The 16,209-nt window shown below is 65.6% G+C and carries 15 protein-coding genes; 13 read left to right on the plus strand and 2 right to left on the minus strand.

The annotated features are described in order from the left end of the window. Positions 1-4 precede the first annotated feature (4 nt). Together D0B54_RS07095 and D0B54_RS07100 are read right to left on the minus strand one after the other, a co-directional pair. Complete coding sequence (locus tag D0B54_RS07095; RefSeq protein ID WP_117290529.1) at positions 5-655, minus strand: M23 family metallopeptidase; 651 nt, start codon at positions 653-655, stop codon at positions 5-7. Positions 656-674: 19 nt separating this feature from the next. Further along, the gene (locus D0B54_RS07100) at positions 675-1,664 is read right to left on the minus strand and encodes a L,D-transpeptidase family protein (RefSeq protein ID WP_117290531.1); all 990 of its coding nucleotides are present in this window, start codon (positions 1,662-1,664) and stop codon (positions 675-677) included. A gap of 138 nt (positions 1,665-1,802) precedes the next feature. On the opposite strand from D0B54_RS07100, the gene D0B54_RS07105 reads away from it, so the two are divergent. From D0B54_RS07105 to D0B54_RS07165, 13 genes are all read left to right on the plus strand, one after another. After that, positions 1,803-2,768: an NAD-dependent epimerase/dehydratase family protein gene (locus tag D0B54_RS07105; RefSeq protein ID WP_162932268.1), complete on the plus strand. Its 966-nt coding sequence runs from the start codon at positions 1,803-1,805 to the stop codon at positions 2,766-2,768. Positions 2,769-3,003: 235 nt separating this feature from the next. Further along, positions 3,004-4,008: an SMP-30/gluconolactonase/LRE family protein gene (locus D0B54_RS07110; protein ID WP_117290535.1), complete on the plus strand. Its 1,005-nt coding sequence runs from the start codon at positions 3,004-3,006 to the stop codon at positions 4,006-4,008. A gap of 26 nt (positions 4,009-4,034) precedes the next feature. Next, positions 4,035-4,931 carry a dienelactone hydrolase family protein gene (locus D0B54_RS07115; protein WP_117290537.1) on the plus strand — a complete coding sequence of 299 codons (897 nt, stop codon included), beginning with the start codon at positions 4,035-4,037 and terminating at the stop codon, positions 4,929-4,931. Between the two features lie 9 nt (positions 4,932-4,940). Beyond that, on the plus strand, positions 4,941-5,645 hold the full coding sequence (locus D0B54_RS07120) for a cytochrome b/b6 domain-containing protein (protein WP_117290539.1): 705 nt from the start codon (positions 4,941-4,943) through the stop codon (positions 5,643-5,645). Between the two features lie 35 nt (positions 5,646-5,680). Next, positions 5,681-6,151: a c-type cytochrome gene (locus D0B54_RS07125; RefSeq protein ID WP_117290541.1), complete on the plus strand. Its 471-nt coding sequence runs from the start codon at positions 5,681-5,683 to the stop codon at positions 6,149-6,151. Positions 6,152-6,188: 37 nt separating this feature from the next. Continuing rightward, positions 6,189-6,677, plus strand: coding sequence for a rhodanese-like domain-containing protein (locus D0B54_RS07130; protein ID WP_117290543.1), 489 nt, complete (start codon positions 6,189-6,191; stop codon positions 6,675-6,677). A 20-nt stretch (positions 6,678-6,697) separates the two neighbouring features. Beyond that, on the plus strand, positions 6,698-7,078 hold the full coding sequence (locus D0B54_RS07135; protein WP_117290545.1) for a hypothetical protein: 381 nt from the start codon (positions 6,698-6,700) through the stop codon (positions 7,076-7,078). Continuing rightward, entirely contained in the window at positions 7,078-7,677 is a 600-nt protein-coding gene (locus D0B54_RS07140) for a c-type cytochrome (protein ID WP_117290547.1), read from the plus strand. Before D0B54_RS07135 ends, D0B54_RS07140 begins: the two co-directional genes overlap by 1 nt. 31 nt (positions 7,678-7,708) lie before the next feature. Continuing rightward, positions 7,709-8,302: a peroxiredoxin gene (locus D0B54_RS07145; RefSeq protein ID WP_117290549.1), complete on the plus strand. Its 594-nt coding sequence runs from the start codon at positions 7,709-7,711 to the stop codon at positions 8,300-8,302. A 252-nt stretch (positions 8,303-8,554) separates the two neighbouring features. Then, complete coding sequence (locus D0B54_RS07150) at positions 8,555-11,404, plus strand: TonB-dependent receptor (protein WP_162932269.1); 2,850 nt, start codon at positions 8,555-8,557, stop codon at positions 11,402-11,404. A gap of 273 nt (positions 11,405-11,677) precedes the next feature. Further along, positions 11,678-14,128 carry a DUF1549 and DUF1553 domain-containing protein gene (locus D0B54_RS07155; RefSeq protein WP_117290553.1) on the plus strand — a complete coding sequence of 817 codons (2,451 nt, stop codon included), beginning with the start codon at positions 11,678-11,680 and terminating at the stop codon, positions 14,126-14,128. A 25-nt stretch (positions 14,129-14,153) separates the two neighbouring features. Next, positions 14,154-15,599, plus strand: coding sequence for a DUF1501 domain-containing protein (locus tag D0B54_RS07160; RefSeq protein WP_117290555.1), 1,446 nt, complete (start codon positions 14,154-14,156; stop codon positions 15,597-15,599). Positions 15,600-15,642: 43 nt separating this feature from the next. Next, a complete protein-coding gene (locus D0B54_RS07165) occupies positions 15,643-16,059 on the plus strand; it encodes a CHRD domain-containing protein (RefSeq protein WP_117290557.1) in 417 nt (138 codons plus the stop codon). Positions 16,060-16,209 lie beyond the last annotated feature (150 nt).

The raw sequence follows: 16,209 nt of genomic DNA on the forward strand, positions 1-16,209 counted from the left end.
GCGCTCAGGGCGCGGCCAGCAGCGGGTAGGGATTGATCGCGGTGCCCTGCCACCAGTGCTTCTCGGGGCCGAGCAGGAAGATCGCGAAGTGCAGGTGCGGCGCGGCCGGGTTGGCGTTGCCGCTGGAGCCGACGTAGCCGAGCAGGTCGCCGCGCTTCACGGTCAGGCCCTCGACGATGCCCTCGGCATAGCGATCGAGGTGGGCGTAGTAGTAGGCGCGGGTTTCGGCGGGGTCGAACTGGTAGATCGTCAGGCCGCCCGGCACGCTGGCGAACAGCTTGACGATGCGGCCATCGGCGGTGGCCAGTACCGGCGTGCCTGCCGGGGCCATGATGTCGATGGCTTCATGCTGCTGCGTGCCGCCGCGGCCGTCCTGGAAGCTGTCGCTGAGCTGTGCGGCGGCCACACCCGACACCGGGATCAGCAGCGGCGCCGTTGGGCTTTCGGTGGCCAGCGATCTTTCCGCGTCGACCGGCGCCGGCGAGGTGTCGGGCGCCATCGCGACGGCGGACGCGATCACCGGTGAGACATTTTCCAGGGGTGTCACCACCACGGCGGGTGCCAGCGGCGGTTCCTCCGGCGGTGGCGGGCCGACCCATAGCGACAGCAGGCCGCCGGCCACCAGTCCCGCGAGCAAGATCCAGACTTCGCGCATGGCTGTGCCTCCTGTCTGCTCAGCGCCGCAGCAGCGCCGGCGTGCCGGGCTTGACTGCTTCGGCCAGCGCGGCGGCGTCCCAGTTGGCCAGGCGGATGCAGCCATGCGACTGCGTCTTGCCGATGGTGCCGGGCTCGGGCGTGCCGTGAATGCCGTAATGCGGCTTGGACAGGTCGATCCACACCACGCCCACCGGGTTGTTCGGCCCCGGCGCGATCTTCGCCTTGGAGTGGCCGGCTTCGGCGTCCCAGAACAGGCCGGGGTTGTAGTGGAACGGCGGATCGCGCGCCACACCCTTGATCTTCCACTTGCCCAGCGGCAGCGGATCGTGGCGGCTGCCGATGGTGGCGGGGAAGCGCGCGGCGGTCCGGCCCTGGGCATCGACCAGCGATACCGACAGGTCGGAGCGGTCCACCACCACCTTGGCGGCGGCAGGCAGCGGGCCGCGCGCGACGTTGGGCACGATGATCTCCTCGCCGGCCCTGGCGAAGTCCCTGTCGGGATTCAGGCGGCGCAGCAGTTCGGGCTTGATGTGGAAACGCTCGGCCAAGGCCTCCTCCGCCGAGCGGTAGCCCAGCGCCGGCAGCGCCGCTTTTTCCATCATGTCTTCGGGGATGGTCTGGTAGGGGCCGGCGGCATCGGCGTCGCTGACGCGGTAGGTCAGCAGCGGCGGCGTGTTGTCGCGGATGAGTTCCGCCCAGGACTTCGCATCGATGCTGCCGCTGGCGCGCAGGCCCCGGCTCTTCTGCCAGGCGGCGACCGCGCGCGCCATGTTGGAACCGTAGACGGCGTCGATCTCTCCGCTGGGAAAGTGCGCGCGGTCGATCAGTATCTGGGCGCGCAGCACCGCCGCGCTGTGGGCACCGCGTTGCAGGGGCGGGGAGGCATTGAGATCGCTGACGACGTCGCCGGTGGCCTCGGGGGCGGGGCGCGCATCAGCCTGTGTCGCTACACCCAGCAGGGCAGCGAGGCACAGTACGGCCAGGCGATGTCCTTGTTGTTGTGGCATGTCTGCGTCCTTGCAGTGTCACCCTTTGTGACCGGGGGATACGGCCACTGGTTCGCGAGGTTTGCAAACCCTCCGTTTGCAGGGCGATTCAGCGGCCGCTCAGGGATACCGTGAAACCTATCGCCGCAGGAGTGGATCGTGGGCAAGACTGTTCTTCTGACCGGGGCTTTCGGCAACATCGGTTCCCAGGTGCTGCGCCAGTTGCTGGCTGCCGGCCATCGCGTGCGCTGCCTGGACCTGGCCAACGACCGCACCCGCGCACTGGCGGCGGGATTCGGCGAGCGCATCGAAACGGCCTGGGGCGACCTCGGCGATCCGGCGGTGGTGAGTGCCGCGCTGCAGGGCGTGGATGCCGTGGTGCACATGGCGGCGATCATCCCGCCGCTGTCGGAGAGCAACCCGGCACTGGCGACCAGGGTCAACGTCACTGCCACCGAGGAACTGCTGCGGCAGATGGAAGCTTCGCCGCAGGCGCGGCGACTGGTGTTCGCCTCCAGCATGGGCGTGGCGGGGCAGGAGCAGCATCGCCGCACGCCACCGCTGCGGATCGACGAGGCCCCGGCCCCCACCGATCACTATGGCCAGACCAAGGTACGCTGCGAGGAACTGCTGCGCGCCGGCAAGCTGGACTGGACCATCCTGCGCATTGCCGCCTGCCCGCCGGTGGAACTGCGCGCGGGCGATCCTTCCGACATGGCGATCATGTTCGAGGCCACGATCGACGGCCGCGCGGAGTTCGTACACCCCGAGGATGCCGGCCTGGCCTTCGCCAACGCGGTGAGCTGCGATGCTGCCATCGGCAAGACCCTGTTCGTCGGCGGTGGGGCGCGCTGCCAGACCCGTGCGCTGGAGTTCTACAACGCCGTGCTGGGCACCATGGGCCTGGGGCCGTTGCGGGCGGAAAAATTCAAGCCGGGCCCGACTTTCTTCTTCGGCGACTGGCTCGACACCGCCGAAAGCCAGGAACTGCTGCAGTTCCAGCGCCACAGTCTGGACGACTACCTGCAGGCCATGCGCAAGCAGATAGGCATGAAGCGCCACCTGCTGCGCCTGATCGCGCCGCTGGCCAATCGCCAGATCCACAAGCATTCGCGCTACGGCTGAGGCTGTTGCTTGGGAAGCAGCGCAGCCGGATTCTGTTGATATCGCAGCAGGCGACAGCGTGATCCAGGGTGCTTTCGCGGCGCGTGCCTGCTGCACTCCTGGTCGTAAATCCCGCGGGCAATCCACGACTTAAGCGAACTGTGCAGCCTGTGGCTGTGCACCGCGAACCGCATGGCACAGTCCCTGCTCCAAGCCGAAAGCCAACGACGATTTCATTGCTTTCGGAGAATCCCGCATGACCTTTTTTGCTGCCGCTTCCGCGCGGCTGACCGCCCCACGTTCGAAGACCGGCCTGGCGCTGGCCGTGGCGGCTGTCTTGGGCGCGAATGCCGCCCATGCCGAAGACCTGCTGACCACGGAGATTCCCGGTGTGGTCGCTGCCGGCACGCGCATCGAACTGCTCAAGGAAGACCTCAAGGGCACCGAGGGCCCGATTGCTGCTCCCGATGGCGGCCTGCTGTTCACGGAAAACCAGGCGGGCCGGATTCTCAAGATCGCGGCGGACGGCAGCTTCTCGGTGTTCTCCGAGCAGAACAACAGTTCCAATGCGCTGGCCTACACGCCGCGTGGCGACCTGGTGTCGGTGCAGACCGCGCAGACGCGCGTCGGCGTGATCCAGCCGGCGGGCCACGAGAAGACGCTGGCCGAAGGTTTCGAGGGTCTGCCGTTCGGGCGCCCCAATGACCTGGTGGCGGACAAGCGCGGCGGCATCTACTTCACCGACTCCGGCGCCAACGCCAACCAGCCGCAGCCGGTGTCGGACAAGACGCCTGCCAAGCCGGCGGTGTACTACATCACCGCCAAAGGTGAGTTGAAGCGCGTGGCCAACGACATCCAGCGGCCCAACGGCATCCAGCTCAGCCCTGACGAGAAGGTGTTGTACGTCGCCAATACACCGGGCGAACACGTGCTGGCCTACGACGTGGCCAAGGACGGCTCGGTGAGCAATCGCCGCGACTTCGCGCGCCTGGTCGGCTGGCGCAAGGGCGAGAACGACAGCTGGAGCAGCGGCGCGGACGGCCTTGCCGTCGACGCGGATGGACGTCTTTACGTCGCCACCAATGCCGGTGTCGAAGTCTTCACGGCCGAGGGCAAGACGCTGGGCGTGATCCAGCTGCCGAAGAAGCCGCAGAACCTGGCCTTCGCGGGCGCCGACAAGAAGACGCTCTACATCGTCGGCCGCGGATCGGTGTACCGCCTGCCGACCCTGGCCAGCGGCTATCGTGGGCGGGTCAAGTAGACCGCATTCACGACAGGGAGCCAGACATGACACGCAAGACCGTTGACGACTTTCACCCGGAAGTCCTGAAGCTGTTCGACCAATACGTCCATGGTCAGGTGACGCGCCGTGGGTTCCTGAGCGGCGCTGCGCGCTTCGCGGTGAGCGTGGTGGCGGCGGAGGGCCTGCTGGAAGCCCTGAGCCCGAACTTCGCGCAGGCACAGCAGGTGCCGCCGGCCGACGCCCGCATCAAGGCCGAGTACCTGGAGTTTGCGTCGCCGCAGGGCAACGGCAAGGTTCGCGGCTACCTGGTGAAGCCGGCCAAGGTCAAGGGCAAGCTGCCGCTGGTGCTGGTGGTGCACGAGAACCGCGGGCTCAATCCGCACATCGAGGACATTGCCCGCCGCCTGGCGCTGGATAACTTCATCGCCTTCGCTCCCGACGCGCTGTTCAACCTCGGCGGTTATCCGGGCGACGAGGAAAAGGCCCGCGAGCTGTTCAAGCAGCTCGACCAGGACAAGGTGCGCGAGGACTTCCTTGCGTCGGTGGCGCATCTGAAGGCACTGCCCGGTGGTAACGGCAAGGTCGGCGCGGTCGGTTTCTGCTACGGCGGCGGCATCGCCAACTTCCTGGCCACGCGCGTGCCGGACCTGGGTGCTGCGGTGCCGTTCTACGGCAACCAGCCGCCAGCGGAGGACGTGCCGCGCATCAAGGCGCCGCTGTTGATCCACTACGCGGAGAAGGACGATCGCATCAACGCCGGTTGGCCGGCCTACGAGACGGCACTGAAGGACGCCGGCGTTCGCTACGAGGCGCATGTCTACGCCGGCGCGCAGCACGGCTTCAACAACGACACCACGCCGCGCTACGACCAGGCCGCGGCAGCGCTGGCCTGGAGCCGCACCGTGGCGTTCTTCAACACGCAGTTGCGTGGGGCCGCGTAAGAGGCCTGCATGCAACGCGTTTTCGTCTGGGACCTGCCGACACGGCTGTTCCACTGGTTGCTGGTGTTCGCCATCGCGGTTTCCGTGATCACGGGCCAGATCGGCGGCGCGTGGATCGACTGGCATGGCCGCAGCGGCATCGCGATCGTCGGGCTGGTCGTGTTCCGGCTGGCCTGGGGCGTGGTTGGATCGCGTACGGCGCGATTCGCCCAGTTCGTCCGCGGGCCGCGCACGATCCGCGACTACCTGCGCGGGCAGTGGCAGGGCATCGGCCACAACCCGCTCGGCGCGCTGTCGGTCCTGGCCTTGCTGGGCGTGGTCGCCCTGCAGGTCGGCACCGGTTTGTTCACCAATGACGACATCACCTACCAGGGGCCGCTGGCGGATCTGATCAGCAAGGAGTTGTCCGACCGCCTGCGCGCCTGGCATGGCTGGCTGTTCTACGCGCTGGCGGGCCTGATCGTGCTGCACTTCGCGGCCATCGTGTTCCACGTGCGGATCAAGCGCGAGCGGCTGATTCGCCCCATGGTCACCGGCTGGAAGGAATTGCCTGCGGCTGCGCCGTTGCCGGCTACCGAGCCGGTTCGCCTGGCGCTGCACGTCGGCAGCCTGCTGCTGGCGCTGGGCCTCAGCGGCCTGGCCGTCTATGCCGCCACCGGCGGCTTTCTACCGCCTCCACCACCACCGGCCGCCACCCCGGCGCCGGCGTGGTGACTCGAAACGACCCATTGTTCCCAGAAAAGACTCGAATGAAGTTCATCAAGATCACGCTGGCCGCCATCGTTCTCGCGGCTTCCACGGCAACGCTGGCCCAGCAGGCCGCGCCCAAGCCGGAGGCGCTCATCAAGTGGCGCCAGTCCGTCTTCCAGGTGCTCGCCTGGAACAGCTCGCGCATCAAGGCCAACGTCGAGGGCCAGCAGTACAACAGGGAAGAGGTGGTGAAGGCCGCCAACAGCACGGCGGCCATCGCCGCTTCCGGTCTCGGCTCGCTGTTTCCCGCCGGCACCGAGCAGGGCAAGGGCTGGCACGACACTGCCACAAAGCCGGGCTTCTTCCAGGACAGCGCCAAGGTCGGCGAACTGGCCGGCAACTTCACCAAGGAAGCCAGTGAGCTGGCCCGCATCGCCGGTACTGGCGACCAGGCCGCGGTGAAGGCGCAGTTCGCCAAGCTGACCCAGACCTGCCGCTCCTGCCACGACGACTACAAGGTCAAGGACTGATTTCTCTTCCACCCTCCTCTCTGCCGAACACATCACGATGAACAAGATCACCCTGCTGGGCCTGTCGGCCGTTTTCGCCCTGTTCGCGACGATGCCGGCCGCGGCGGCCCAGGCACCGCAGAAGGCCGAGCCTGCCGTCCCGCAGGCGGAAGGCTGGAAGTACAAGACGCCGAAGCTCAGCCGCAGCGAGTTCGACAAGCTGCTGGCCAAGCCCCGGAAGATCGTCATCATCGACGTCCGCCGGCCGGACGAACTGACCCGCAACGGTGGCTTCCCGGCCTACCTCAGCATCCAGTCGAAGGACCTCGAGAAGTACCTCGCCTACATCCCGCGCGAGCGCAGGGTCGTCACGGTTTCCAACCATGCCAACCGGGCCGGCGCCGCCGGCGACCTGCTGGCCTCCCGGGGATTCAAGGTGGCAGGCGCGGTGGGGGCGCAGACCTATGAACAGGAAGGCGGCAGCCTGCTGAAGATAGCGCCGGTGCCGAAGAAGATCGCGGCGCTTCCCAGCGGGCCGCGTCGCTGAGCCTTCAATTCCCCATCGCCATGAAAAAGATTTTCGCGATACCGGGCCTGGCGGCCCTGGGCTGGCTGTCCCTGGGCTGGGCCGCCAGCGAGTTCGACATGGATCTGATGCAGACCGTCGAGGACACCGCCAAGGATCTGGTCTCCAACCTGTCCCTCGCCGACGGGCCGGCCGCCAAGGCCAACATCGCCGACCTCGACGCCATGCTTGCGCAGGTCGAGGACCACTATGCGCAGAAGGGCGATGCCGCCGACGCCGCGGCGATCGCGCACGACGGCCGTAGCCTGCTGGGCGACATCGGCCGCTTCGTGGAAGCCGGGGACTTCGATGCTGCGAACGCGAAGAATTCGGAGTTCTCGAAGACCTGCAAGTCCTGCCACAAGGTCTACAAGAAATCCTGATGCGGTGGCTCAGCCCGCGGCATGTCGCGCTGGCCATGCTGGCGCTGACGGCCGCCATGCCTGGCGCGGCGGCCGGCGATGCCGCAGAAGGCGAAGCCGCCGCCCGCGACCTGCGTTGCCTGGAGTGCCACGAGCGTGCGGTCGACGGTAGTCCCGAGTCGGGCCGCTATCCGCGGCTCGCGGGGCAGCGCTACGACTACCTGGTCCGGCAGCTGCGCGATTTCCGCGACGGCCGGCGCCGCAACGACCTGATGTTCGTGCTGGCGCGCAACCTCGAGGACAACGAGATTCAAGACCTGGCCGCCTACTTCTCGAGCCTGGCGGCGGGACGCGGGCAGGGCAGCGCCGGCCTGGGGCTCCAGCTCTTCCAGGGCGGCGATCCGGCACGCGGTGTTCCTGCCTGCGCCTCCTGTCACGATGCTGGCATTGCCGGTGCGCCGCGCATCGACGGCCAGCACGCGCCCTACCTGTCGAGCCAGCTGCGTGCCTGGCGTGCCGGGGAACGCGGCGCTGCCGCCGACGGTCCCATGGGCAGCATTGCCGCACCCTTGAGCGACGCCGATATCGACGCGCTTGCCGATCATATTTCCCGGCGCTGAAAGCGCCAGCCAACACCCAAGAGGATCGATCATGAAAAAGTTGTGGATGATGCTGATGCTGGCGGCTTCCTGCTGCCTGCCCGCCCAGGCCGCCCTGTCCCCCGGCGATGCGGCACCGGAGTTCAAGACCCGCGCGGCGCTCGATGGAAAGGCCTTCGACTACTCCCTGCGCGAAGCCCTGCAGAAGGGACCGGTGGTGGTCTACTTCTATCCTTCCGCGTACACCAACGGCTGCAACGTCCAGGCTCATACGTTTGCCGAATCGCTGGGAGACTTCGCCGCCGCCGGCACCAGCGTGGTCGGTGTGTCGCTGGATGACATCGGCCGGCTCGAATCATTCTCGGCCGATCCGCAGTACTGCGCCGGCAAGCTGCCGGTGGCCTCCGACGGCAATGGCGACATCGCCAGGGCCTATGGCCTCGAAGTCAGGGAAGCTGCCCCGGGCAAGAAGGACACGCGTGGCGCCGACATCCTCCACGGCAGGGCGGAGCGCACCAGCTTCCTGATCGATACCGACGGCAAGATCGTCGCGACGATCGGAGGGCTGTCTCCGGTGGACAACGTCGCCAAGGCACTGGAGCAGGCCCGCGCCCTCGCGACCACGAAAAAGCCGAAGAAGAAGTAGCACGCGGACATCGCCTCGCTGCTGCTCCAGCAGCAGCAGCGGGGCTGGCGCTGCTGCAGTTTGCGCAGTGTTTTTTTCGGCAGTGCTTATGCCGTTTTTCGACATAAGGACCCTCGGCTTTTTGATGGTTGCAAGGCGCTGTATTCGTTGACGAAATTTCATAGATCAATTGATGCGCCGCCGCGCGGATTTCCTGGCTGTATTGGCATATCGGTTGCGTAGCCCTCCGCTCACTTCATGGGAGCAACAGGGATGGGCGGCAAGGTTCGCGGTAAACAGAAACATCAGGGACGCGGCCAGGCTGCGCATGTCACGCAGTTCAAGAGGACGTTGATTCACTCCAGCATTCTCGCGGTCCTGGGCGGCGTGTCGCTCGGCGCGCCGAGCCTGAGCTGGGCGGCGGAAGAACAGAGCCTGGAAGCGCTGCAGCGTGAGAACGAGCAACTGCGCCAGCAACTGGAAGCGCTGAAGCGCGCAGCGCCCGACGCGGCGAACGCCCAGGCCGAACCCGTCGCTCCGGCGGCGGCAGCGACCGAGGTGGCGCCGGAGCAGACGGAGCAGGCTGGCTCCGACGAACCCACGGAACTCGACCGCGTCGTGGTGTCCGGAAAGAAGACACTGCAGCGCGTAAAGGACATACCTCAGTCGATCTCGGTAGTCTCGGGAGAGGATCTCAAGCGCGAGGACGCGGTCACGCTGGAGGCGATCACCAAGCGCCTGGCGAACGTGAAGTGGAATTACGGCAACAGCTCCACCAGCAACTACTCGATCCGTGGCCTGGGCAAGATCGCCAACATCGACAACGGCGATCCCAGCGTCGGTCTCTATGTCGATGGCATCGGCTATGCCTTCAACCAGATGGCCTACTTCAACTTCGTGGACGTCGATACGGTCGAGGTCGCCCGCGGGCCACAGGGCACACAGTTCGGCAGGAATGCCAGCATCGGCACGATCCGCGTCAACTACAAACGGCCGTCCTTCACGCCGTACAACGAGGTCACGGTTGGCTTCAGCAAGTACCAGGACCAGGATTACGGCGATTCCAATGGCAGTGTCAAGGCCACCGCCGTCAGCACCGGTCCGTTGATCGACAACCTGCTGGCCTATCGAACCACGGTCAACGTCGACAAGGGCGGCGGCTGGATCCGCAACAGCTACAACCCCGACAATCGCTACATCAGCTCTGATCGTGTAACCGGCCGCATGCAGCTGTTGCTGACGCCTGCGCCGAACCTCGACATCAAGTTCAGCGGCGAGGTCAGCCCGCGAAACAGCGAGAACGTCAACATCGGCTCCACCAACTTCTTCTTCAAGGCCACGCCGCCGCGCTATGCGGATGGCACCCTCACAACGGTCAATCTGACGACGGAGGCCCGCCTGGCGCGCCCCTGGTTTACGCGCAACACGGACTACACCGTCCCCGGCGACTACTTCAACCAGGAGTTCATCGCCAGTGATACCCAGCAGGGCGTGGTCACGGGCAGCAACGGCGCCAATCTCGAGGTGAACTGGAACGTCGCCGACAAGTACCAGCTCAGCTCGATCTCGGGCTTCAGGGACTACTACTTCAACGCTTTCCGCGACGATGAAGGCACGGTGTTCGATGTGCAGACCGCCGCTGGCCAGAACAAGGTCTATTCGCAAGCCAGTCAGGAATTCCGCCTGGTGTCACAGGTGGAGGACCTTGTCGACTACCAAGCTGGCGTTTTCCTGCAGCGCGCCATCAGCGACTCGGCAGGAAATGCGATCTTTGGTACGGATGCCGGCGCCTGGTTTGCGTCGAAACAACAGTACGATCGCCTGGACGTTACTGGTCCGAATGGCGTTTCCGGCCGCGCCCTGCTCAACGATTCCCTTGCCGATCTCTGGAAGAAGACGCCAACGAAGTCGGAGAACACTTCCACCGCACTGTATGCGAACGCGGACTGGCACGTTACCGAGCCGTTGACGGTCAATACGGGTGTCCGTTTTGGCCACGAGAAGCGTGAACTGACCACGAGGGCCTTCATCAAGGAGAATGGCTATGGTGCTGCGCTGAACCCAGGGAATCGTGGAGGCTTCAACTCGAACAACCTCGGAGACATATCGACAAGCACCAATACGCCAGAGCAAATAGCCTTGGCCGACAGTGTCGCGCAGCGCTATTTTGGTGTCACGACCTATGCCAGCCTCACGCCAGCTCAGATGCGGCAGGTTGCGGATGCCAAGGCAATCCGCAGCGGGCGTATCGGTGCGACCTATTCTTCGTATGCCGCCAAGCCTTACGAAGACGACATCTACACTGCCAGCTTCGCCCCGCGCTACAAGTTCAATGAGAACGTAACGGGCTACCTGTCGGCAGCCTACGGAGAGAAGTCTGGTCTGCCGGGCGTGCTGTCCACTTCCGGGACCCTGGTGGAGTACGAGGTGAAGCCCGAGAAGAACACTGCCTTCGAGATCGGCGCCAAATCGACGCTGCTGGGTGGAGATCTGCTGCTCAATACTGCGATCTACCTCAACGATATCGAGGACTATCAGCAGAACCTTCTGGTGCTTGACGAACTCGCCACCGCGGCGGGTGGCGGCGGGGCGATATTTGCCTCCGTGGCCGGCAATGTCCCGAAGGTTCGTGCGCAGGGTGTGGAGATCGACGGGGTATACACCGGCATCAAGAACACATCTCTGCGCTTCTCCGGCGCATACAACGACGCGTACTACAAGGAATTCCCCAACCTGGCGAAGCCAGTCGAGCGAAGCAACGAGCAACCCGAAACCTATCGGGACGCATCGGGAGAAACCTTGCCCGGCGCCTCCAAGTGGTCTTTCAGCGTGGGCGCCAACCATAGCTTGCCGCTGGCCAACAACAAGGTCTTCCGTAGCGGCTTCACCACCAACTACGTCAGCAGTTTCAATTCGGACAACGCCTTGTCGGAGTACGCGGTCATCGGTGGCTACAGCACGACGGACCTGTCGCTGGGTTTCGGCGATTCGCGAGGCCGGGCCGAGGTGGGCTTCTTCGTCAAGAACGTGTTCGACGACGACACGCCGCGCAACAAGACCTGGAACGCCTGGGCGCCCGGCTTCCCGCGCCAGTTCGGCCTGACTTTCACCAGCAGGCTGTAAGGCGTCGGGACGCTATCCCCACAGCAGCAGGTTCCGGGCCCCGCGAGGGGCCCGGAACCGTTCTGCAGGCAGGCACTGTTCGGCAATCAACAGCAACTGTTGTAAGCGCGACAGCGGCTGTCTTTCCCTCACGGATCGTCCGTAATTAAAGCTTTACAAAACAACACCTTGAATTTGTGTTCGATGAGTTCCGGCTTGGTATGCGTCTTGCCCTGGTGGGCGGATGGAGCGGAGCTCCACTTTGAAGTTTTCCAGATCATCAGGAGAGGTTTCATGAGCAACAGTAAGCGCCTTGCCTTCGTGCTGGGCGTCGCCACGGCCCTGGGCGCCGGCGCCCTGGCCGCGCAGGAAAAGCCCGCCGCCATGGATGGCAAGGCAAAGCTGCCGATCCCGCATGGCGTGTTCGTGAAGCCCGCGGAGGACAAGGCGACGCCGCAGTCCAAGGCGCGCCTGCCGGGCAACTGGGCCTACCGTCCGCTCGCCGTTCCCGCCGTGCCTGCCGTGAAGGACAAGCATTGGGCGCGTACGGACATCGACCGCTTCGTGCTGGCGCGGCTGGAGGAGGCCAAGCTCAAGCCCTCGCCGGAAGCCGACAGGAGCACGCTGATCCGTCGCGTCTACCTGGACGTGACCGGCGTGATTCCCAAGCCGGAAGAGGTCAGGGCCTTCGTCAACGACCGCTCTCCCGACGCCTACGAGAAGCTGGTGGACCGCCTGCTGGCCTCCCCGCAGTACGGCGAACGCATCGGCCGCCGCTGGCTGGACCTCGCGCGCTACGCCGACACGCAGGGCTTCCAGGACGACGAGCAGCGCCCCGGCATGTGGCGTTACCGCGACTACGTGATCAAGTCCTTCAACCAGGACAAGCCCTTCAACCAGTTCGTGCGCGAGCAGATCGCCGGCGACGAACTATGGCCGGGCAAGCAGGAGGCCCTGGTGGCCACCGGCTTCCTGCGCGGCTACCCGGATGCCCCCGACCATCGCGACCTGCTGGAGAAGCGCTACAACAGCATCACCGACATGACCGACACGGTCGGCACGGCGCTGCTGGGTCACCCGGTGGAGTGCGCCCGTTGCCACGATCACAAGTTCGACAAGGTGTCGCAGAAGGAATACTTCCAGCTGCAGGCCTTCTTCACCAACACGCTGCCCAGCGACAACCTGCCGGTGATCGAGAAGGGTGAGCGCGAGCTGAAGTTCGAGAAGGACTACGCCGCCTGGGAAGAAGAGACCAAGGACGTCCGCGGCAAGCTCGCGGCTTTCGTGGAGCCGTACCGGGGCGAGGTGGTCGAGTACGGCCGCCAGCGCTTCTACGAGGACTCCCGTGCCTCGCTGTACAAGCCGGAGTCGGAATGGAAGTCGCTGGACCGCTGGATCAACTACCGCTTCGACCAGTACGTCATCCGCAACAATCCCAACTATGGCTTCGACATCAGCTTCTATGCCGCGGCCAACGGCGCCTTCAACAACGCCCTGGAAGTGGCCCAGGCCGACCCGGGATTCGACAAGGACAAGCTGGCCAAGCTCAAGTCCCGCAAGGAGGACTACGGCAAGCTGTACGGCAAGCTGAAGGACTTCAACGACAAGCGTCCTGTCCAGGGTGCGACGATCATCTCCGGCCTGACCGAGCATGGCACCGACGCCGCGCCGCAGTTCGTCTACGCGGTGGGCGATCACCACAAGCCGTTGGAAGAAGTGCAGCCGGCGTTCCCGGCGCTGTTCACGCCGGGCAAGACGGAGGCGAAGATCGTGCCGACCGCGACCTCGTCCGGGCGCCGCAGCGCACTGGCCAACTGGCTGGTGTCGGAGGACAACGCCGTGGTGCCGCGCGTGTTCGTCAACCGGGTGTGGGCGCAGTACCTGGACAATGGCATCGTCTCCACGGTCAGCGACTTTGGCCGTGCCGGGCAGAAGCCGACGCATCCGGAGCTGCTGGACTACCTGGCCGAGGAGTTCGTCAAGAACGGCTGGAGCGCCAAGAGGCTGAGCCGCGAGATCCTGCTGTCCAGCGTCTACCGCCAGTCTTCGGCGGAGCGCAAGGAGGTGGCCGCGGCCGATCCGTACAACAAGCTGCTGGCGCAGTTCCCGCGCAAGCGCCTGGAAACGGAACAGGTGCGCGACTCGCTGCTGGCCGCCGCCGGCCTGCTGACGGAGAAGGACGGTGGTCCGGGTGCCTTCCCGCCTTTGCCTGAGGTGATCTACAAGGCCTCGGCCCGCAACGTGCCGGACTTCTGGCCGCAGACCAAGGACGATCAGGACCAGTACAGCCGCAGTGTCTATGTCTACGTGCGGCGCAGCCTGCCGTATCCGATGCTGGAGGCCTTCGACAGCGCATCGCCGCAGGCCGCGCACAGCCGTCGCGACGTGACCACCACGCCGCAGCAGTCGCTGACCCTGTTCAACAACGAGCAGGTCTTCGAATGGTCCAAGCACCTGGCCGGACGAGTGATCCGCGAGGCCGGCGGCAGCGAGGACGCGCAGCTGGACCGCCTGTACCAGGTGCTCTATTCGCGCACGCCGGACCTGCAGGAGAAGCAGATCGCCAAGACCTTCCTCAAGCACCACGAGGGCGTGATCCGCGAGCAGCTGACCTCCGGCAAGTTCGCGGTGGCCACCCCGACGGGCCTGAAGGACGTGCCGAACGTCAGTCCGACCCGCCTGGCCGCCTTCGTCGACCTGGCGCACGCGCTGTCCAACACCAACGAATTCATCTACCGCTTCTAGAACCCCCTTGTTAAGGAGTAGAACCATGAGCAACGACAAACTCTCCCGCCGCGATTTCCTCGCGTCGGCAGGCAAGGGGGCGGCCTATACCGTCGGCGGCATGATCGGCGTGACGGGAATCTTCTCGCCGGTGATGGCCGCGGAGCCCGAGGCGCCCGTCGCCAATTTCCTCGACCCCAAGCCGACGCACTATCCCGGCAAGGCGAAGTCGGTGATCTGGCTGCACCAGAACGGCGCCCCCGCCGCGCAGGATCTCTTCGACTACAAGCCGGAACTGGTCAAGCTGCACAACCAGGAAATCCCGGAGTCCTTCCTCAAGGGTGTGCAGGTCAATACCCAGGGCGGCGCCGGCAAGCTGCTGGCTTCCGACCGCAAGTGGAAGCAGTACGGCCAGAGCGGCAAGTGGTTCTCGGACCTGCTGCCGAATCTCGGCACCCACGCCGACGAGCTCGCCTTCATCCACAGCATGGAGACGATCGGCGCGACGCATGACATCTCCACCATGCTGCTGAACTCCAGCGGCGCGGTCCCGGGTCGTCCGACGCTGGGCGCCTGGGTGACCTATGCCCTGGGCTCCGGCAATCCCAACCTGCCACCCTACGTCGTGCTGTCCAACGGTGGACGTGGTCTCGCCGGCGGTTCGGTGAACTACTCCGCCGGCTTCCTGCCCGCGGTCTACCAGGGCGTACCGCTGCAGCTGGGCGAAACGCCGATCCTGTACCTGGACCGCCCGGAACTGCTGTCGTCCCGGCAGCAGCGCGATTCGCTGGATTTCCTGCGCGACTTCAACAAGCGCCAGGCGGCGAAGCGTCCTGCCGACACGGAACTGAAGGCCCGCCTGGAGGCCTACGAACTGGCCTACCGCATGCAGACCACCGTGCCCGACGTGGTGGACATCAACAAGGAGTCCGCCGCCACGCGTACGGCCTATGGCATCGGCACCGACGAGACCAACGACTACGGCACCAACCTGCTGCGCGCCCGCCGACTGGTGGAGAACGGCGTGCGCTTCGTGCAGGTGGTCTCCGGCAAGGCCGGCAAGTACAACGACTGGGACGCGCACACCGACCTCGAGGGCAACCACAAGGCGCAGGCGAAGATGGTCGACAAGCCGATCGCGGCGCTGCTGACCGATCTGAAGGAGCGCGGCCTGCTCGACTCCACCCTGGTGGTCTGGACCGCCGAGTTCGGCCGCACCTCCTACGGCCAGTCCGGCACCGGTCGTGACCACAACCCCTGGGGCTACACGCAATGGCTGGCCGGCGCCGGCACCAAGGGCGGCAGCACGCTGGGCCAGACCGACGAGATCGGCCTCAAGGCCGTCGGCAAGGCCGTGACCACCTACGACTTCCAGGCCACGGTGCTGCACGCCCTGGGCCTGAACCACCTGAAGACCACCTTCCTCTACAACGGCCGCTCCGAGCGTCCGACGGTGGTCTACGGCGACATCGTCAAGGAAGTCTTCGCCTGATCGGGCGAAGGCCGTTTTCTCAAAGACTCAAGGAACAGACACGATGAAACACGCACTTCATAAGATTCCCGCAGCGATCCTGCTGCTGGCCCTGGGCGGAGCGGCCAGCGCCGCCGACGTCCAGATCAAGCTCAGCGGCGACCAGGAGACGCCGGCGGTCACCACCTCCGCCAGCGGCAGCGGCACGCTGTCCGTCGGCGACGACAAGAGCATCTCCGGCAGCATCAAGACCAAGGACCTGGCCGGCGCCACCGCCGCGCACATCCACAAGGGTGCGGCGGGCGACAAGGGCCCGCCGGTGGTGCACCTCACCAAGGCCTCGGAGAGCGAGTGGACGGTCCCGGCCGGCTCCAAGCTGAGCGACGAGGACTACGAGAGCTTCAAGGCCGGCAAGCTGTACGTGAACATCCACACCGCGGCCAACAAGGGCGGCGAGATTCGCGGGCAGATCGCGCCCTGAGCGGGCGGCGGCAAAACAAGGGCGGCCGGATGGCCGCCTTTTTTGTTGCCGAACGGCTGCTTGGTGATGCGATGCCGGGCTTGTAGGAGCCTGGGAACACAGTCCAAAAGAAAAGGCGGCCAGATGCCCTGGCCGCCTTTCTCGTTCCAG

The organism is Solimonas sp. K1W22B-7 (assembly GCF_003428335.1).
Classification (GTDB): Bacteria; Pseudomonadota; Gammaproteobacteria; order Nevskiales; family Nevskiaceae; genus Solimonas_A.

Bases quoted from the DNA above. Each gene is read 5' to 3' on its own strand.
- D0B54_RS07095 (WP_117290529.1), bottom strand. From the start codon at position 655: ATGCGCGAAGTCTGGATCTTGCTCGCGGGACTGGTGGCCGGCGGCCTG.
- D0B54_RS07100 (WP_117290531.1), bottom strand. From the start codon at position 1,664: ATGCCACAACAACAAGGACATCGCCTGGCCGTACTGTGCCTCGCTGCC.
- D0B54_RS07110 (WP_117290535.1), top strand. From the start codon at position 3,004: ATGACCTTTTTTGCTGCCGCTTCCGCGCGGCTGACCGCCCCACGTTCG.
- D0B54_RS07115 (WP_117290537.1), top strand. From the start codon at position 4,035: ATGACACGCAAGACCGTTGACGACTTTCACCCGGAAGTCCTGAAGCTG.
- D0B54_RS07120 (WP_117290539.1), top strand. From the start codon at position 4,941: ATGCAACGCGTTTTCGTCTGGGACCTGCCGACACGGCTGTTCCACTGG.
- D0B54_RS07125 (WP_117290541.1), top strand. From the start codon at position 5,681: ATGAAGTTCATCAAGATCACGCTGGCCGCCATCGTTCTCGCGGCTTCC.
- D0B54_RS07130 (WP_117290543.1), top strand. From the start codon at position 6,189: ATGAACAAGATCACCCTGCTGGGCCTGTCGGCCGTTTTCGCCCTGTTC.
- D0B54_RS07135 (WP_117290545.1), top strand. From the start codon at position 6,698: ATGAAAAAGATTTTCGCGATACCGGGCCTGGCGGCCCTGGGCTGGCTG.
- D0B54_RS07140 (WP_117290547.1), top strand. From the start codon at position 7,078: ATGCGGTGGCTCAGCCCGCGGCATGTCGCGCTGGCCATGCTGGCGCTG.
- D0B54_RS07145 (WP_117290549.1), top strand. From the start codon at position 7,709: ATGAAAAAGTTGTGGATGATGCTGATGCTGGCGGCTTCCTGCTGCCTG.
- D0B54_RS07150 (WP_162932269.1), top strand. From the start codon at position 8,555: ATGGGCGGCAAGGTTCGCGGTAAACAGAAACATCAGGGACGCGGCCAG.
- D0B54_RS07155 (WP_117290553.1), top strand. From the start codon at position 11,678: ATGAGCAACAGTAAGCGCCTTGCCTTCGTGCTGGGCGTCGCCACGGCC.
- D0B54_RS07160 (WP_117290555.1), top strand. From the start codon at position 14,154: ATGAGCAACGACAAACTCTCCCGCCGCGATTTCCTCGCGTCGGCAGGC.
- D0B54_RS07165 (WP_117290557.1), top strand. From the start codon at position 15,643: ATGAAACACGCACTTCATAAGATTCCCGCAGCGATCCTGCTGCTGGCC.